The sequence below is a fragment of the Embleya australiensis genome, from assembly GCF_051903075.1.
GTDB lineage: Bacteria > Actinomycetota > Actinomycetes > Streptomycetales > Streptomycetaceae > Embleya.
The window spans coordinates 208,185-225,477 of the sequence record NZ_CP182424.1; the positions used below are offsets into that span (position 1 = coordinate 208,185).

20 protein-coding genes are annotated in these 17,293 nt (G+C 69.1%); 12 read left to right on the forward strand and 8 right to left on the reverse strand.

All coding sequences use genetic code 11. The features are described from left to right. Positions 1-219 precede the first annotated feature (219 nt). From ACMXN5_RS49775 to mihF, 7 genes are all read left to right on the forward strand, one after another. Positions 220-1,197, forward strand: coding sequence for a cytochrome P450 (locus ACMXN5_RS49775; protein WP_439681647.1), 978 nt, complete (start codon positions 220-222; stop codon positions 1,195-1,197). A gap of 145 nt (positions 1,198-1,342) precedes the next feature. Then, a complete protein-coding gene (locus ACMXN5_RS49780; protein ID WP_439681648.1) occupies positions 1,343-2,224 on the forward strand; it encodes an SAM-dependent methyltransferase in 882 nt (293 codons plus the stop codon). Positions 2,225-2,777: 553 nt separating this feature from the next. Further along, positions 2,778-3,521, forward strand: coding sequence for a hypothetical protein (locus ACMXN5_RS49785; RefSeq protein ID WP_439681649.1), 744 nt, complete (start codon positions 2,778-2,780; stop codon positions 3,519-3,521). A 249-nt stretch (positions 3,522-3,770) separates the two neighbouring features. Beyond that, the gene (locus ACMXN5_RS49790; RefSeq protein ID WP_439681650.1) at positions 3,771-4,385 is read left to right on the forward strand and encodes a hypothetical protein; all 615 of its coding nucleotides are present in this window, start codon (positions 3,771-3,773) and stop codon (positions 4,383-4,385) included. 339 nt (positions 4,386-4,724) lie between these two features. Further along, positions 4,725-4,892 carry a hypothetical protein gene (locus ACMXN5_RS49795; RefSeq protein ID WP_439681651.1) on the forward strand — a complete coding sequence of 56 codons (168 nt, stop codon included), beginning with the start codon at positions 4,725-4,727 and terminating at the stop codon, positions 4,890-4,892. A 1,053-nt stretch (positions 4,893-5,945) separates the two neighbouring features. Next, positions 5,946-6,119 (forward strand): hypothetical protein, encoded by a 174-nt coding sequence (locus ACMXN5_RS49800; RefSeq protein ID WP_439681652.1) that lies wholly within the window; start codon positions 5,946-5,948, stop codon positions 6,117-6,119. A gap of 200 nt (positions 6,120-6,319) precedes the next feature. Further along, positions 6,320-6,634, forward strand: a complete 315-nt coding sequence (gene mihF / locus ACMXN5_RS49805) for an integration host factor, actinobacterial type (protein WP_439681653.1) — start codon at positions 6,320-6,322, stop codon at positions 6,632-6,634. Here the strand turns inward: mihF and ACMXN5_RS49810 are convergent. Together ACMXN5_RS49810 and ACMXN5_RS49815 are read right to left on the reverse strand one after the other, a co-directional pair. Next, positions 6,618-7,031 (reverse strand): helix-turn-helix domain-containing protein, encoded by a 414-nt coding sequence (locus tag ACMXN5_RS49810; protein ID WP_439681654.1) that lies wholly within the window; start codon positions 7,029-7,031, stop codon positions 6,618-6,620. The two genes, mihF and ACMXN5_RS49810, sit on opposite strands and share 17 nt — an antisense overlap. Before the next feature lie 45 nt (positions 7,032-7,076). Beyond that, the gene (locus ACMXN5_RS49815; protein WP_439681655.1) at positions 7,077-7,727 is read right to left on the reverse strand and encodes a hypothetical protein; all 651 of its coding nucleotides are present in this window, start codon (positions 7,725-7,727) and stop codon (positions 7,077-7,079) included. Between the two features lie 108 nt (positions 7,728-7,835). Between ACMXN5_RS49815 and ACMXN5_RS49820 the strand changes: the two genes are divergently transcribed. Next, positions 7,836-8,240, forward strand: a complete 405-nt coding sequence (locus tag ACMXN5_RS49820) for a RapZ C-terminal domain-containing protein (protein WP_439681656.1) — start codon at positions 7,836-7,838, stop codon at positions 8,238-8,240. A 560-nt stretch (positions 8,241-8,800) separates the two neighbouring features. On the opposite strand, the gene ACMXN5_RS49825 is transcribed toward ACMXN5_RS49820, so the two are convergent. The 4 genes from ACMXN5_RS49825 to ACMXN5_RS49840 all read right to left on the reverse strand — a co-directional run bounded on the left by ACMXN5_RS49825 (position 8,801) and on the right by ACMXN5_RS49840 (position 11,715). Beyond that, the gene (locus tag ACMXN5_RS49825; RefSeq protein WP_439681657.1) at positions 8,801-9,751 is read right to left on the reverse strand and encodes an ATP-dependent DNA ligase; all 951 of its coding nucleotides are present in this window, start codon (positions 9,749-9,751) and stop codon (positions 8,801-8,803) included. Positions 9,752-10,040: 289 nt separating this feature from the next. Then, the gene (locus ACMXN5_RS49830; RefSeq protein ID WP_439681658.1) at positions 10,041-10,301 is read right to left on the reverse strand and encodes a hypothetical protein; all 261 of its coding nucleotides are present in this window, start codon (positions 10,299-10,301) and stop codon (positions 10,041-10,043) included. A gap of 362 nt (positions 10,302-10,663) precedes the next feature. Next, on the reverse strand, positions 10,664-11,218 hold the full coding sequence (locus tag ACMXN5_RS49835) for a hypothetical protein (RefSeq protein WP_439681659.1): 555 nt from the start codon (positions 11,216-11,218) through the stop codon (positions 10,664-10,666). Beyond that, a complete protein-coding gene (locus ACMXN5_RS49840; protein ID WP_439681660.1) occupies positions 11,215-11,715 on the reverse strand; it encodes a hypothetical protein in 501 nt (166 codons plus the stop codon). The genes ACMXN5_RS49835 and ACMXN5_RS49840 overlap by 4 nt, the downstream gene beginning before the upstream one ends. Before the next feature lie 586 nt (positions 11,716-12,301). Between ACMXN5_RS49840 and ACMXN5_RS49845 the strand changes: the two genes are divergently transcribed. Both ACMXN5_RS49845 and ACMXN5_RS49850 read left to right on the forward strand, forming a co-directional pair. After that, positions 12,302-12,490, forward strand: a complete 189-nt coding sequence (locus ACMXN5_RS49845; protein ID WP_439681661.1) for a hypothetical protein — start codon at positions 12,302-12,304, stop codon at positions 12,488-12,490. A gap of 96 nt (positions 12,491-12,586) precedes the next feature. Further along, positions 12,587-13,357 carry a hypothetical protein gene (locus ACMXN5_RS49850; protein ID WP_439681662.1) on the forward strand — a complete coding sequence of 257 codons (771 nt, stop codon included), beginning with the start codon at positions 12,587-12,589 and terminating at the stop codon, positions 13,355-13,357. Positions 13,358-13,713: 356 nt separating this feature from the next. Here the strand turns inward: ACMXN5_RS49850 and ACMXN5_RS49855 are convergent, their stop codons facing one another. Together ACMXN5_RS49855 and ACMXN5_RS49860 are read right to left on the reverse strand one after the other, a co-directional pair. Beyond that, a complete protein-coding gene (locus ACMXN5_RS49855) occupies positions 13,714-14,373 on the reverse strand; it encodes a hypothetical protein (protein WP_439681663.1) in 660 nt (219 codons plus the stop codon). Between the two features lie 240 nt (positions 14,374-14,613). After that, a complete protein-coding gene (locus ACMXN5_RS49860) occupies positions 14,614-15,873 on the reverse strand; it encodes an IS110 family transposase (protein ID WP_439681664.1) in 1,260 nt (419 codons plus the stop codon). A gap of 223 nt (positions 15,874-16,096) precedes the next feature. Here ACMXN5_RS49860 and ACMXN5_RS49865 point away from each other — a divergent pair, with 223 nt between their 5' ends. Both ACMXN5_RS49865 and ACMXN5_RS49870 read left to right on the forward strand, forming a co-directional pair. After that, positions 16,097-16,522, forward strand: coding sequence for a hypothetical protein (locus ACMXN5_RS49865; RefSeq protein WP_439681665.1), 426 nt, complete (start codon positions 16,097-16,099; stop codon positions 16,520-16,522). Between the two features lie 199 nt (positions 16,523-16,721). Next, positions 16,722-17,204, forward strand: a complete 483-nt coding sequence (locus ACMXN5_RS49870) for a hypothetical protein (protein ID WP_439681666.1) — start codon at positions 16,722-16,724, stop codon at positions 17,202-17,204. Positions 17,205-17,293: the final 89 nt, after the last annotated feature.

Genomic DNA, 17,293 nt, shown 5'->3' on the forward strand with positions numbered 1-17,293 from the left:
GTTCGCCTGGATCCCGCCGCACACGACCACCACGGCGAGATCCGCCGCCTGCGCGCACACGGCCCCGTTGCACCCGTCCTGCTGCCCGGCGACGTACCCGCCTGGGCCGTACTCGGCCACGACGCCCTGCGCCAGACCCTCACCCACCCGGACATCGTCAAGGACTACCGCGCGTGGAACCTCTGGGGCACCATCCCCGCCGACTGGCCGCTGATCGGCATGGTCAAGGTCGACAACGCCGTCACCGCCGACGGCCCCGAACACACCCGCTTGCGCGCCCCGTTGCGCACCGCGTTCACCCCCCGGCGCATAGCCATCCTCGAGAGCCGCGTCCACACCCTGACCGACCGACTCTTGGACCAGGCCGCGCACCAACCTGGTCCCGTCGACCTGCGCGCCCACCTCGCCGCGCCCCTCCCCATCGCCGTCCTCGGCCACCTCCTCGGCATCCCCGGCCCCGACCTCGAACGTCTGCGACCCCTGGTTGAGAGCATCTTCACCTCCACCGCCGCACCCGACGAGGTCATCGCCACCCAGCAGGCCATCACCCACCAGCTCGAACACCTCGTCACGCTGCGCCGCGACCACCCCGGCGATGACCTGACCACCGACCTGATCGCCCACCACGACCAAGGCACCCTCACTTACGACGAACTCCTCGGGTCGCTATGGCTGACCATCGCCGCCGGCTACGAGACCACCACCGGCCTGCTCGTCAACGCGATCCACGCCCTGCTTACCCACCCCGACCAACGTGCCCTCGCCACCAATACACCCCGCGACGACGACACCGACCCTTGGGCGGCCGTCGTGAACGAGACCCTGCGCTGGAACAGCCCTATCGCGCACTTCCTCATGCGCTACGCCGCCCGGACAGTGTCCCCGGGCGGCATCACCATCCCAGCCGGCGACGCCATCATCGCCTCCTACACGGCCGCCGGCCGCGACCCCTCGGCCTACGGCGCCACCGCCGACCAATTCGACATCACTCGCCGATCCGCCACCCTGCTCTCCTTCGGCCACGGACCGCACTTCTGCCCTGGCGCGCGCCTCGCCCTTCTCCAGGCCCGCATCAGCCTGCGCAGCCTGTTCACCCGATTCCCCCACACGGCCCTCGACACCGCTGCGCCCCCACCACGCCCAGTGCCCTCCCTAGTCGCCAACACCCTGGACAGCCTGCCCGTGCGACTGCGATGACCCGCCCGGTCGCCCGCGCCCATCATTTCGCCGCGCGGCATCCGGATGTGGGTCACCGGTCCCGCCCCGGTCGTCCCCGACGCCGCCGACGAGGCGCGGCGTTCTGCGAAGTCGGCTACCGGCACACCCAGCCCGAGAGGACGCAATGAACGACCACCACGCGCCCGACCACCACCGGCCGTTAACGTCGGGCGTGGACACCACACGGCCGAGCCCGGCCCGCATGTATGACTACTACCTGGACGGCAAGAACCACTATTCGGTCGATCGTGAGGCCGCCGAGAGGATCCTGGGGGAGACGCCGAACGTCCGCGAGGCGGCGCGGGAGAACCGAGCCTTCCTGCAACGGGCCGTGCGGGCTCTCGCGAACCTGGGCATCGACCAGTTCGTCGACCTCGGCGCTGGCCTGCCCACCGAGGGCAACGTCCACGATGTCGCCCAGGCGGTGAACCCGGGCGCGCGGGTGGTCTACGTCGACAACGACCCGGTGGTCCTGGCCCACGGGCGCGCGCTGTTGGCGGGCCGCGGAAACACGACGACGGTGATCATGGGGGATATGCGCCAACCGAAGCTCATCCTCGAACACCCCGACACGAGGGCGCTGATCGACTTCGGCCGTCCCGTCGCCGTGCTGTTTGTCGCCACGCTGCATTTCGTGCCGGACGACGAGGAACCGCACGACATGGTGCGCGCGTACCGCGAGGCATTGGCCCCAGGCAGCCACCTGGTGATCTCACACGCCACCACCCAAGGGCCCTCCGCCGACCATGTCGACACGGTCGTGGGCGCGTACGAGAAGGCCACCGCTCAGGTGACCGTGCGGTCGAAGGACGAGATCGCCGCGTTCTTCGACGGATTCGAACTCGTGGACCCGGGCCTGACCCGCCCCGGGCTGTGGCGCCCGGACGGGGAACAGGCCGCGCACACAGACTGGCTCTTCGCCGGCGTGGGGCGACTCTGCCGTCGGAGGGACCGAGCGGCCCCGGGAGCAGCGTCCTCCGAACGGCGCCGTGACCGCGGGCGATAGCCGCACGCTTCGCCAACGCCGGATCCCTTGCGCGGGATGCGACGGTCACCGGCAATGCGCGCGACGACATCGGACAGAGCGCCCGAATGAACGACACCCTGTTGAGCGCGCTGCTCGCGAAGGTGCGTCCTGGGCAGCTACCGGGTGGTGACCGGGTCTCCCGTGGACGAGGCGGGGGGACCAGTGCCCCGTGAGTGCGCAACTCGACGCTCGTCGTCGTGGGCAACGACGGTGGCACTGCTCCCTGACCGACACCACTTTCGGCAGGGAGGACGACGAGCTCGGCCGCGGACTGCACATCGGGGCCGCTACGAGCAGCCGCTTCAGCGCGACCCGCCACCCAGCCGCACTATCGCGTGGGCTGCCCACCCCGGTGAACCCCGGACCACCGAACGCGCCCACCCGACACGGCGCACGCCCTCGCCTGGCCGTGCGGGCCACAACCTCGAGCCCACGTTCTATCGCGACCGGTGCGGGCGGCGACCGGCAGTACAGCCGTGACCGCCCCCGCCCGTATACCGAGTCCCGAAATCCCCACACCATGGAGTACCGCGTGACCGCGTACGAGCCCGGCGACGACGCCACAGTCGTCACCCGAGGCGTGCTCACCCTGACCCTCGATACGGCCCTCGACGACGAGGACGCCTACAACGCAGCCCATCTTCTCCACCCCGAAGTCCGGCTCGCACACCGCGAATGGCTCAACGACGACGCGCGATCGGGTACGGCCCGCGTGCAATGGATGGTCCCGGGCGTCATGCGCGACCGCGACGAGGCCACCTGGCGCGAGAGCGTGCCTGCCATGCTGGGACTCTTGGAAGAGGCGGCCCACACAGAAGCGATCGGCGACCATGAGAACGATCCGGCTACCCGGGGGAATTTCTCGTACCGCGTCGCGCCCTTGGCCATCCCTGCCCTCGCTGATGCCTGCGCGCGCTGGACTCCCCCTCGAACGCTGGCACTGGTCACCGACGCGAACAGCCTCGTCACCACCGACCAGGGCCTGTGGTTCACCCGAGTTTTTGCACCGCTGTCCAGCGTCCCGCTGGGCTACAACCTCGGCGCCTACCTGGCGACCGTGTTCCCCACCTCTGCCGAGGCTCTGGGCGACGACGTGCTCGTGCCGGCGCTTACGTCCTACTGGGCTGCCGTCGACCACGCGCTCAATGCCCGCCCGCCCGCCAAATACTGCGTATGCGGGCGTGCTCCGGCCGAGCACGAGCCCACCCTGGAACAGCTGCGCCGATACGCCGCGATCGCCGCCGGAGCGTACGCGCCGGTGATCGCCGAACTCTAATCGACCGACGACCCTCTCCCTTGAGGACGGGGCCGGAGCCCATCGCCCCTACCCCCGTCACACGACTCTCACCACGCCGCGGGTGGTCCTTCGACCACAGCGAGGAGGCGCACTGCGGGCGGTGAACGCGATGGCGCACCCCCAACGATGTCTGCGCCCGACGTGGGCACCTCGGGACCAACACCCTGGGTCTGACTCCGCCCAGCCCAGGCTCCTTCGACAAACCTCCTCTCCCCTCGGAGCGCAGCGGTGACCACCATCGACCTCGCACAGCCCGCGACCGAAACTTCGCGCCGACTCGCGGGCACCTGGCGCGTGTTACCCCGCGACGACAGCCCATTCGCCGGGTGGTGCCTGCACATGTTCGGGGCGACCAGCACCGCAGAGAGCGCCGCGACGTGTCTGAGCGCGGTCCTCCACGCCGAACTGGACGGCGAGGGAACGCTGCACCCCGCCGAGACGATCGCCTCCGAAACACACCGAGCGAGGGAGAGGACTGCGACCTCGCGCTTCGACGAAAGGTTCCACGCCCTCGTCGGCACCATCATCGATCGAGGTCGTGCCGATGCGGAGAAACGCGTCGCGCTTTTGCTGTGCCGCTACACCGGCGACGCAGAGGCCTGTGCGCCGCACTACGGCGACTACATCGCCGTGTGGGTACTCGCGCCCACCGACCTGCCGAAATTCGAGAACCTCATCTCTTTCGTCTGCGAACTGATCCACCGGTCACCGGCGGTGACCCGTATCCCAGGCACCATGCCGCCGCACGTGTTCGCGGTCGAAGAATTCGCTCGCCGCCGGTTCCCCCAAGCGTCGCCGACTTGCTTCTGCCGCCTTCTTCCTTACCGCCTGGACCACGCATGAACGACATTCCACGCGCTGCGCAGCAGGCGCCGTCGTTGGATACCCAATCCCGGTGTTCCATAGCAAACTCAACAAAGCCATCGCTTCCCCGCGAGCGTCCAACGCCACTGACGACCAACTCGGCGAGCAATCAGCCTCCCGCGCCTATGGCTGGAGGCACCCGCCTAGTTCTCCTCCGCGACAGAGCGACGCCGTGACTTAGCCGGAGCCGTCTGCTGCGTCGCCGACCTGAAGAAGCTGCGATGTTCCCGATCCCCTCTCAGGGCATGCTTGGAGGCTGTACCTCGAATGGCTGCGCCGAGGTCGAGGAACCGCCGCTTGCGGGAGGACGCTTGAGGTATGGCACGAGAGACCCCCATGGACCACGAGGCAGCTGACCGAATCTTCGAGGCCGCGCAGCGTGACCCGGAGAGTGACACCGCCACGAGCGGGTTCGACGAGCGCGCCCAGGATGAGGCCGACCGGAATGACCGGGACGACGATCTCTGCTGGAGCGACGAGGACTGAGACCCTGCTCATCGCGCGCGCCGTTGTGCGACAGTTCGACACGCGCTCGAAGCGGGGAGCATTTCCCGGCTCGGAGATACCTGCCCCGGAGCGGCATGGGTGAGGCGGATCCGCATAGACGAAGGGTGTGCGGGGCGCGACGCACCGAACGCGGCCGAACCCCCGTGCGGGCCGCGTCCGGTACGTCGATCCGGCCCGCCGACTGGGGGGTGTGTCGGCGGGCCGATCTAAGCCGTCGGACCCGATTGGGAGGGCAAGGTCTCCGACGGCCGTGTCATGACGTTACCGATCCCCACCGACACTGGTCGGGAGGCCCGCGAGTCACGCCTGGCGAACAACGATGGCCAGCGCATCTTTCTGATGTACACCCCTCGGCGACGTACCGAGCAATCTCGCACGCCACCACGAGGTGGTTTCGCACGCTTCGTCGGACTGCTCGATGCCCGTCAGCGTAGAAGACGATCAAGACGAGTGGTTCCGTCACCACACCTGTCGCATCCGCCACAAAGCCCGGGACCGTTCCTGGGTCGCAAAACTCCAATCGCGCACTCGTAGCGCCCCGGACGCGGAGCGACCCGAGCGACCGACGATCCGAATTCTTCTCACAGATGGTCGGGGAAGAGCGTGTGGTGTTCCGTGCACGTGGTCCCGCCGTGCGTGGGGCGATCCCGCGAGCGAGGGCGGCGGTCGACCACGACCACGATCATGGTGGAGAAGGCAACGGGCGCCGTGATTCCACCGCGTGAACCCTCGTTTCCTGGTCGGGGGAGGGCGATGCGGACCACGCGTCGATGGCGCGGTCGTACGACGTGGTCCTCGACGCCTGCACCACGTGTCGGCAAGCGCTGCTGGACCGGTTCGCGATGGACCCGGCGACCACGGCCGTGCTGGTGCTGTGGGTGTGCACTGGCGGTCGGCGAGACGTTCGGCGACATCCCGAGGGCCGCGTGACGCAAGAGCACGATCCGCTTGGGACGCGCTCTAAGACCTGGTCCCGGCGTACGTCGACGCATCGCGCGGCGAGTACCCCGCGATCGTGCGCGATGCGCGGACATGAGCCCTCGGCGGCGCCGCGCTGCGGCAAGCGACGCGGTCGACACGATCATCGGCCTCGACGCGTACGCCGCGCCGGCCGCCCAACCCGAACCGGTCGATCCCCGGGACGACATCCTCATGTTCGACGACGGCACCACCTTCCACGTATTCCTTCCACACCCCACGGCTTGACGGCACCCGTCGCTCGTGCGCCCACTCGCCATGCGTCCCGTCGACTCGGAACCGCCGACCCCGGCTGCGCCGAGCGTCCTCGTCGACGTCCCCCGATGACGCCCACTCCGTCGTCTTCATCCGGAAAGCCGCTGGTCCAAGCCACGAAGCTGAGGCCATGATGGGCCCGTTCCGGATGAGACGACACGAAGGAGTACCCGATGACCGTGCCGAAGATCGGTCTCGAAGAGCGACGGGCGGCTCTTGCGAAGGCCGCTGCGGTCCGCAGGGAACGAGCCGAGGTGAAGGAGGGCCTCAAACAGGGCAGGTTGTCCCTGAGCGAGGTACTGGCCACCGACACTCTGGCGGTCCGCAAGATGCCGGTTCGCGCGCTGCTCGAATCCCTGCCCGACATCGGGAAGGTGCGTGCCGACAAGCTCCTTGCCGAATTGGAGATTTCCACCCGTCGTCGGGTCCGCGGCCTCGGAGCACAGCAGCGTGAGCGACTTCTGGACCGTTTCACCCCTCAGGGCTGACCGGCACCGGAGGACCGTCCCACACGACGTATCCGATCTCGGAGAGCGCCCCCGACGCAGCCTCGGCGGGCAACACCGGTGTGGGGACGACGGGTTGTTCTATCGGGCCTCGACCGGCATCCGAGCCGTCGGGCAGGGCCCGAACGACCGCGCCGTCCAGGGCGACGGCTGGCTCGGTGACCCGGGTTCCGCCGGGAGCGATGACGATCAGCTCCCGCCGGTCGTTCCGGACATCGATCTCTGCCGCGAACGGATCGTGGCCGTCGACGGTCGTTCGGCGACGGGCTCGAGCGACACCGCGGGTACGCATCTCCACGCCCGCCTCGACCAGCAGCCGATGCACTGAGCCGTATCCGCGCCCCACGTCTGCGGCGATTTCATCAGCCGGGTCCGCCACCCGCCGGTTCCCGGCGTTGTCGTGCCCGTGGTGGACCGTGTGGGGCTAGCCGCCCGAGGGGATTTCCGAGTCGCCGGAGTGGAGTTCGGTGATCAGGGTCCGCAGCGCGGCGGTGAAATCTGCCAGGTCGCGGCCGGGGCGGAGCAACTCGCGCACCTCGGCATCATGGAGGACGCGGCGGACGGTTTCCGGCATCGTGGTCGGGTCGGACCGCAACTCGGTGTGAAGGCGCCGGTGTTCCTCGGCGATATTCCTCATGTCGGTGAGTCGATCGTCGAACGCGGCCAGGAGGCGCTCCTGGAGTGCCCCGGTCTCGTAGTCCTGCTGTTGTAGGTCCACGACGTCGCGCAGAGTCTCGATGCAGTACCAGAACTCGTACGCGAGGTGGTGGTCGAGCCGGCCGAGGTCCACGAGGTCGGCGACGGGTAGCGCGGAGGTCCACGCCTCCATGTAGACCCCATGCAGGGTGCCGAGACGAGCACGGCCGTACGGCTGCCCGGGAGCCGGCTCGTAACCCAGAACACCCAGTGAGTTCTTCCACACCGCCCGAGTGCCGAGGGCCTCGACGGCGCGTTCCCTGCGCTTTCCCTTGAGCTGGCCAAGTGCATCCCGGTCGACGTCCGGGGCCAGGAGCCACCATGTGTCGATATCGAGGGCATCGGCATATGTAGGGCTCAGTGTGGCCGGGTCGTACACCTGGATACCCCTGTTCCTCTGCGCGAACGGGCCTTGGGACGACCGGGCCCGGTGGTGGCATCAGGCAACAGCTGTTGCCGCTGGCGGGGGACACGCGAAGGTTAGTCCATGTCTCTCGTTCAGGTGCTCATCACGACTGTCGGTACCGGTCACGACGATGCGATCGATCGGATCGGCCCCGGTCTCTACTACCATCTCGGTCACCTGCGCGACCCCCACGTCGACCCGGCGATGCGCCGGCGCACCGGGCTGGATGCCACCGTCCGGGACCACGTGCTCCGCACCCCGGGCGCCGCGGCCACGGTGACCCGGATCGTGGACGAAACCATCGCGCTGGTGCGCGTCGCCGAGGTCCGACGGCGGCTCGTCCGGATCACGCTCGCGTGCATCGGTGGCAGACACCGATCGGTGGTAGTAGCCGAATGTGTCGCCGAGCGATTGCGGGCCACGGGTGTCGAGGTCGAGGTCGACCACGCGCACATCGACCGGCCCATTCTCGCACCCACCACCTGACCGAAGACCCGGTGCCGCCGGTCGCGTCTGTCCGGGCCGAAGCGAGGGCACGTCACGTTCGGCGACGACCCCGGAGGGTGGTTGCCGCCCGGCCGACCGCGCTGTCCCCTGCGCCCGCGAACCGGCACCGTGTGTCCCCGACGCGTGCAACGATGAAGCGGACCGCGCCGGCCCGTCGACCGTCACCTGGACGTCCGACATGCCGTGCGACGAGAGGGAACTCCGTGGACGAGCATCCGTTGGACATCGCCGACATGCCGCCTTCCGTCGTGGCCAACACCCGAGGGGGAGGGGGCAAGACGCGTCGCGCGATGGTGTTCCCAGGAGGACGAGAATCGCGGGACCTCCAGCTGCTGGGGCAGCTCTGTGTGGCCGCCGAAGTGCATGGCTACGAGGTCGTGGTCATTGACTCGTCACCTTCTCCGTTCCAAGCACCCGCCGAGAGCGATCCCCGGTGACGGGAATGCGCGAACGATTTCCCTGAGCCGTGGTCATCGGCTCCGGACGCCCGAGCGACGTCGCCCCGTCGGTGTCTCGAAGAGGGGCCCGGACCGGCCACATCAATCCAATCGCGTTAGGTCCGGACGTAGCCTTTGCCACACCGGATGACGCACCCGGCCTGCCCGCGTCCAGGCTCCCACGGTGATTTCCGCGACCAGACGGGGATGGACCCACCGCGCATCCGGGACCTCGACAGGACCGGTGAACGGACTGGTGTCGCGGGCCAGGACACCCAGGTATCCGGCGAGTTCGCGGCGCTCACGTTCCGACACGCCGGAGCCGACGGAGCCGAGATAACGCAGCCCCTCGGGGGTATCGCGGCCGACCAGGACCGAGCCGGGCAGATCCCGCAGCGAGCCGCGGCCGGGCCGCCAGCCGCCGATGACCACGTCCACCGTCTCGACCGCCTTGACCTTCCGCCACGCGGCAGAGCGGACACCCGGCTCGTAGCCGGAATGGATGCGCTTCGCGAGCAGACCCTCCCCGCCCGCCGCCACCACCGCCTCCCACGCCCGCGCGGCGTGGCCGACGACGTGCGCGGGGACCCGCACATGCCCGCCGCGCAGGGCGAGTCGGGCCAGGATTTCGCGGCGCTCCAGGTACGGGACATCCAACAGGGAGCGGCCGTCGAGCCACATCACGTCGAACAGCATCAATGTCACCGGCGTCACCCGGGCCAGGGCCGCGGCCCGCCGCGCGTCGGACACCCCCATCCGGGCCTGAAGGAGACCGAAATCCGGGCGGCCGCCCGCGCCGACGGCGACGATCTCCCCGTCCAGAACCGCGGCACGGGTGCCGAAGTCCCGCGCATCCTCGACGAGTTCGGGATACGCGACGCTCACGTCGGTGCCCCGCCGGGATGTCACGCGAACCGTGCCGTCCTCAAGAACGGAGATCACGGCCCGTGCCCCGTCGAATTTTTCCTCGAAGGCCCAACCGTCCTCCTGCCCGAGGCCGGGCAGGACCCCTGGGGTGGCGAGCATGGGGGCGATCGTCGGCGCGGTGGGCATGACCAGGAGGATCGACCGGGCGAGGACGGGATACACCCCGGTTCGGGCCGTGTCCCTCTCGAGGCGCAGTGGGTCGGGTCGGGCGGGAACGGTGATCCACGGACGGAAAACGGTTCCGGTGTCGTGACCGGCGCGGGAGCGTCGTTTCCGCCGGCGACATCCTGCGCGGAGGCGGTTCCCACGCCGATCGGACCGAGGGCGTCCGACCGAGGACGTCGGCACCGACCGTGCTCGGGATGTCGGTGGGGTCGGGTGACCGGCGGGCACCATGCCGGCTCCCGCAGTGGGTTCAGGGTGTGGTGCCGCTCAGTTGCGAGGCGTGGCCCCAGGACGCCGACACCACGAACGCGTGCCCCGACACGGGACTCTCCTCGTCCAGATGCAGCCTCCCGCGCGTGCCTTTGGCCATCACCGGCCCGTCGTCGACTACCGCCGTCCAGGCGTGGGACACGGCATCGGGCCCGTCAGGCCAATCGAACAGGTCGACGACCACCTCCGCCTCACGGCCGTCCCGCACCTCGAGGTATCCATGCACACCAACTCTGTCCATATGGTGATTATGTTATGAGATCGAATTATTGCCCAGTATGTAGATGTTTGTAGGCATCAGGGACAAATCGGGTGACGGTCGACGTCGGCGTCGCACCGGCCAGCGGCGACCGCGTCCGGCCCCGGCGGCTGCCGGGGTGGCAGGACACCCGCGCCCAGGAAGGCACAAGACCACCACGACGGGCGCAACAAGCATTCCACTACGGACGGGGCCGCCGTGACGAGCACACCCAGGCGCATCCGAACCCGCCGCGGCGGTCCGGCCCGCAGTGGTGCCACTCCCGGGCTCACGGTATGCGGTTCAGACAGTTGCCCCGCTCGTCTCGCCTGTGGGGGCGCGCCGAGCAGGATTGCACGCCGTGCTCACTCACCACTGGGGCGAAGCGAAGCATCGGAAGGTCCCTGCTGCGCTGCCACCTCGCGCAGGGCCCCGGCGGTGAGCGCGAGTACACCGGCGATGGCCCGCTGATCGTCGCGGAGTTCGTAGACGATGCCGAGCATCCGCTCCCGGCCCGCGACACCGTGCGGGACCTGCTCGAGCACCCGTTGCACGGTTTCCCGGGCCCGGCCGGTGGCGGCCACCTGCTCCTCGACGTTGGCCAGTTCCTCGTCGAGCGCCCCGCCGAACAGGGACCGTTGTTCCTCGGCGACGGTCAGCACGGTGAGGGCGTCGGCGTCCTCGGGCATCAGGTGGTCAAGGTCCGGGACGCCGCCGGGGGTGCGCAGGTGGTCCGGACAGTCCTCGAACACGACGACGGCCAGGCAGAACTGGGCTACGTGGAGCATGTGGAAGGGCGAGAACTCCTCGGCGTGCGCCGCCAGGACGGGCAGGCCGGACAGCAGCGTGGCGCCGGGTCGGGACTGGGCTGCGACATAGTCGGCGGCGCGCCGCTGCACGATCGACCAGTAGGGGTTCACCGGCAGTCCCCGTTCCAGTCCCGGGCGTCGTGGTCGTCACCCGGGCCCGCGCCGTCGTCGTACCGGTACTTGTCCTCGTACGGGTCGTCCGGTTCGCGAGCCTCGGCCGCCATGTCCTCCCAGTACGCGGCTTCGCTCTCGGCCTCGTACGCCTCACGTTCCGCGGGGGTGAGCGCCGCCAGCCGCTGCGCCTCCTCGATCCGACGGGCCTCGTCGGCGGCCCGGTGGTATCCCTCCCAGATGCGCGAGGGCAGGTGGGGGTCGGAAGAGCACCAGGACCAGCTACCCTCGTGCCCGGCGGGCCGCGCGCAGCGCCCGGGTTCGATGGGGTGGGCCATGCCCGCGCAGACCCGGACGAGTTCCGTCGACGGCTGCCGCAGCGGCGTTGCACGGCTCTCGCGGCGCAGCTCACGGAGGACGTCGGGGTATCGACGGCCGGTTGCTCGGGCGATCCGTCGAGCCGTGCGCTTGAGGTGATCACTACCAGTTCTGGTCACGTTCGTCTCCACGGCGGGATCCCACGCTCCCCGCCGGACGCGGCCGTGTGCGTAGCCGGACGGACGGATTTCTCGGGTCATGAAGCTGCGCGGGATCCGACTTCGATCCTTGTCCGACGGCGCCGCCCGGGCGCGGCGTGGGCGCGGAGCGACAGCGGAAGCGGCGGTTCGCGGCATGCCGCTTCGATCGGAATCACCCTAGCGGGTGGGGCCGACACCGTAGCGTCGGCGACGCAGCTCCGTACCCTCGCTGTCGGATGCAACACCGGTGGTGTCGCCGATAACCGAACCTGCCCCGTCCGCAGGCGGCTCACGGCGGTTCGACACGCACGTCGTCGCCTGGGAGTCACGGCGCCCGTAACTCCCGGACGAAGGTGCGCGCCATGTCGTACACCTTCCTCCGACGCGATGCCGCGACGAAGGACTTCGCCCTCTATGGGTAGGCGGGCGGTCTCCGTGCCGCCTCACTGCTCGGCGCATGAGCGGGCGCGGGGCGGTCGAGCGGGAGGTTGCCCAGGGCTCCGCGGGGGACGATCCGGCCTAGCGTGTTTGGGGCGCCGTCGGAGATGATGCAACGAAATCATGAGTGCTGGCCGCTGAGGCGGCGGTCAAGCCGCAGTCCGGGATCGTCCGGGTGGTCCGGTTCGGGCAGGGTGATGATCTTTCGATTGACGTGCCCAAGTCCGCGTGGGGCGGAAAGCGCAGGGTTCCGTCGGAATGCGGCGCGCTGTCGGATGCTGCCAGCAGTATGCGAATCCAGGCCGACGCGGGGTGACCTGCCGTAGACCGCACGAAGCTGGCAACGCGTTGTTGAGTGGTGTGCCATGCTTCGTCGAGTCGACATGTACCGGGCGTTGTAGCCCGGTCTTCATTGCGCCGCCGATCGACGCGGCACTTCGGGTTTGCCGAAATCACAATGGAGACTTCCATGTTCGATTCCCGTGTTCCTTCCGCCGAAGCCGTCATGCGAACCGCGCGCAACGCCGCGTTCGCGCGGTCCATCGGGCCGGCGGTCATCGCCCGCGCGGTTCGACAGGGTCAGGACGCGGCCGTCATCGCCGCCGGCCTGGGCCTGACGCAGACCCTCGACGCGCTGGTGGACGAGTGGCGCCGGACCGGCCATCACGCCTACATCCGGGCCGTCGCGGACACGCTACGCTGCCGAGACTCCGGGATCCTGCGGCGCACGGAAATGCGCGGCTACGCCGACGACCAGTACGACGACCAGTACGGAGTAAGCACCGAAGTGCCCGGTGGCCTCGTGTCCTTGCATTGGCCTTCCGACAGCGTCACGCCCCAAGAGATCGAGTTCGTGTGGAACAGCCCGCGGTCGTGGCCCCACACGGGATGGACGTACCGCATCGTCGCCGCCGAAAGCCGACTCGTTTACGAGTCGGGGCAGATCGGTGAGGCCACACATCCGGTGCCTCAAGATCTGTACCGGGCCGCGACCGACCTGTACGAGGGTCGTCGGGACGATCCCGGTAGGGACGTCCCAGGGCTGTGGGCACAGACTTCGGCGTACGACGAACTGCCTCGGTACAGCCTCGCGGAAGCTGCGGAGATCAAAGCGGACTGGCCTGTCGGAACGGCGGCCGGACAGTTCAAGCCACGGTGCGCCGACCGAATGGCCGACTCGTAGGCGCTGCCGGACACGGAGAGCGCGGGGGGCGGCTGTCGTGGCTTGCAAGCGCCCCACCTGCGCTGAAGCGGGTGCCCCCGAACAACGCGGTCGACCCGGAGGAACCCCTCCGGGTCGACCACCGCCGAACACGTTGTGTCGCTTGGATTCTCGGCGTTCTACGGACAGAACACCGCCATTCGAGCCGCATACCCGCGAACGCGGGGACAACCATGCGAGACATGGACACGAGAGATTCCACAAAGGTGCGGACACCCCCACCTGCGTGGGGACTTCTCGGAGGCTCGTTCACCCGTTGGGGTCTCCTCGCTGAGGATCTCCGGTGGGTCACCCCCACAGTGTGGGGAAGTGTGCTTTCACCGTAGCGGGCGGCTCTGACATCTCGCCCGCTCGGCAGGCCCAGCCGCGTCGCGGCGGCGGAGCTCGTCGCGCAGCGCCCGCAGATGGGTGTGCAGGCCGGGGATGACGACGTGCGGTACTCCCGCTGCCTGGCGGGCGCGCTCGACTTCGTAGTCGGTGATCGCGGCCAGGCGCTCGCAACTGGTGGCCGGGCCGATGTCGTGTTCTGCGAGGAACTCGTCCCGGCCGGTGGCGGCGATCCAGTCGGAGGGGTCGTGGACCTGCAAGAGGTCGCGGTGGTCGGCTTGGTCGTCCCATTGGGCGCAGCGGGCCAGGATCGAGGCGTCGGCATCCGCGGCGGCGGTGTTGAGGCGGATGCAAAACACGGAGCCGTCCCAAATGCGTTCGGCGCCGTTCACGATGTTCTGGGCGTCCTGGGCGATGTCGTAGAGGAGCTGGTTGACGGCGTCCCCGCAGAGGAGGGGTATCGACCACTGTCGGCGGAAGCCGTGGGCCACTTGCGGGGAGTGGGTGTCGTTCGCCAGATCGACGCCCACGGACAGGTGCCCGGTCTCGACGTCGAGCTGCATGTGTGCGGGCCGGGGTCGGTCTTCAGTGACAGGCCGGTAGTAGATCTCGTCGATGCGGTTGCAGTAGGCGATGCTCAGGATCGGCACGATCGGTTCCTTCGTGTCTCGGGCGGGGGCGGTGGGGAGCTGCCGGCGGCGCCACTCCCGCGAAAGGGCTCTCGGCCCGGGATGCTTCTGGGCTTGTCCGCCGGCTGCTCTCCGCCGCCCCCGCGCGGGGGTTGTCGGGCGGAGGGTCGTCGAGTGGGTCGAGCGCGGCCGGGGGGCCACTCCCACTTAAGGGCTCGGTGGCCCGGGGTGATCCTGGGCCTGTCCCCGGCCGCGGTCGGCTTACTCGACGCCGTCGGCGGGCGGGTCGTCCTCGGGTGGTGGTGGCCCCCACATGGCTTCCTCGTTGTAGAGGGTGTGGTGGGTGAGGCAGTGGTGCAGGCCGTTGACGTAGCGCACGGCGATGCGGCGCAGAGCGGCGGCGTTGGTGTCGCCCAGGGCGCGGCGTTCGTCGTATCGAGCACGGACGCCGGGGCTGTTGGTGAGGGCGATCCACGTGACCAGGTGCAGCGTGGACTTGAGGACGTTGTTGGCCTGGCGTCGGAAGAAGACACGGCGGCTGGTGCCGCTGCTGACGGTGACAGGACGCACACCGGCCCACGTCCCCAGGTCCCGAGCGGTTCGGAATCGGCCGAGGTCGTCGCCGATCTCGCCTAGGAGGCGGGCGCCGATGATGGGCCCAACGCCGGGGAAGCTGGAGTAGATCCAGGCATGTGGGTGGGCTTGGTACGCGGTGGTCGTTTGTTGTTCGAGGTAGTCGACTTCGGCGCAGGCCGCGTCGAGGGTGCGCAGCAGGCTTTCGAGACGGATTCCCATCGCGCGGGAGACGGCGTGGGGCCGGTGGAGCGCCTCTTGCGCGAACAGCACTTGGAAGTACTCGGCTTGGTTGCCGGCGTTGCGTCCGGGGTGTCCCTTCGCGAGGGCGGTGGCGAGGCGTTTGCGGCTGAGTTTGCGGGCCCTTGAAGGGGTCAGGGCCAGGGACATCGCGATGCGGGCGCGGGGGTGGTGGAAGCCGAATTTGCGGCCGATCTCGACGAGCGCGGGATGGTACTCGGCGACGTGGCTGCCGATCTGCTGCTCGACGAACGAGCGGGATCGGATTGCGGAGCGGTGAGCGCGGGCCAGGACGGCGATGGCCTTGACCTGGTCGGAGTTATCGGGGACGGGCCGTAGGCGGTGTCCGTCGCGTTGGATAATCCTCGCCAGGTCGGCTGAGTCCCCCCGGTCCGACTTTCGGCGGGTGTTGGACAACGATTTGCGGTAGCGGGCGGCCATCGTCGGGTTGATCGGTACGACCGGTTGCCCGGCCTTGACGAGGGCCTCGACGAGCAGGCCGTCGGCGCGTTCGATGCCGATGGGGATGCTGCGCCGTTGGCGGCGAACCGATCGCAGGACGTCCAGGATCGCGGCCACGCCGGCGGGGCTGTGTTCGACGGTGGCGTGAGCCACTACGACGCCGTCCCGGTCCACCACGGCGATGTCGTGCGTGTCCTTGGCCCAGTCGATCCCGGCCCAGTACGTGGGTCCGACCTTCTTGGTCACGGTGGCGAAGTCCTTTCCGGCCAGCCGGGGCCTGGATCTGTTGTGGGTGTCGGGGGCGGAGGTGCGCTATCTCGGCCTGGGACTCGTGGTCCGGGATCGCTTTCAGGCATGGCTCCGCCCCCGTCCGCCGGCACCGAAATCCCGACGGAATAGAACGTAGACTTTCTATCGGTGGGGTCCGACAACAGGTCGCCCCGCAACGCGAGATGATGAGGAGCACACGGTGATCGATCCGGGGGATCCCTGGGAGGAGACGGACGAAATGCGCAGCGGCGGTGACGAACCACCCGTCCGCTACGTGGAGTCCGGTGCGTGGCCGGACGTCGTCCTTCGCCCGGACGCGCCTTTGAGCGCGTACGCCGGGCTGATCTTGGCGCGGCGGCTGGCCACGGCGCTCGAAGCCGTTGGCTGGAAGGCCAACGGGGTGGCGGTGCGAGCCGGTCTTTCGGCGCCGGCGGTCCGCGACATCATCCACGGTAAGAAGGCGGTCACGTTGCCGACGCTCATCCGCCTGGAAGGCGCGCTTCAGGCCCGGCTGTATCCCACTGACCTGGTCAACGTGTCGGCGGTGGACCTGTACGGCGTCGACCTGGAGGCGCGCTTCCCCACGACCGAGGGCTTGTTCCCCGCAGGGCAGCCCGGGTCCTGACTTGCCGGCCCGCGGGCAAGGGCGACGGCGGAGTGTGCGTCTAGCGTGCTCGAGCGTGTTCTCCGGGCGTTCGAACCACGGGGACCGATCCACTGAGTCGTCAATCTTCGAGGGCACGACCTCAAAGTTCGGCCCGCACGGCACAGAAATCGGAAGTGTTGATTCCGGATAGCAGGATTCGACATCCATAATCGGACGTATGTACGACAATCGCGAGGGTTCGGAGGCCACGCCGGCGTGGGAGCGTCCGGGGCGATTCGCCCGCGTCCTCGCCGAGAAGGGAACCGGCACCGCCGGGGCGAAGCCTCGAGGCAGAGCCGGTGTCGCCCCGCCCGGGTGGCCGTCGATTGTCCGTCCGCCGGGCGTCGAAGGCTGGGAGGACACAGCCACGACCTGGCTGCTGGATCTGTGTCCACCGGGGTATCGGGTCCACGACGTCCTGATCAGGCATCCGCTGCTCCTGGCGAGGATGGCCCGTCAGCACGTGTCGGCAGCGCTCGCGGCGGCCCGGCACGGGTACGGCACCGCGCGTGACGAACTTGCGCCCGCCGTCTCTGCCGCCGTCCTGGAGGAGTTGTTGCGGATGTACGAGCACGAAGGTGCGCGGGTGGCGGCGACGGAGCGCGCGGTCCTATTGGTGGAGGAGGCACTGGGCGGGGAGCGGTGGGAGCCTCGCCTGTGACCGGACGGCGCGATCCGGAGGAGAGCCGTCTTGCGGCCGAGAGGGTGATAGCGAAGAGGTCGACCGTAGAGCCGCGCGAGCCAACACGA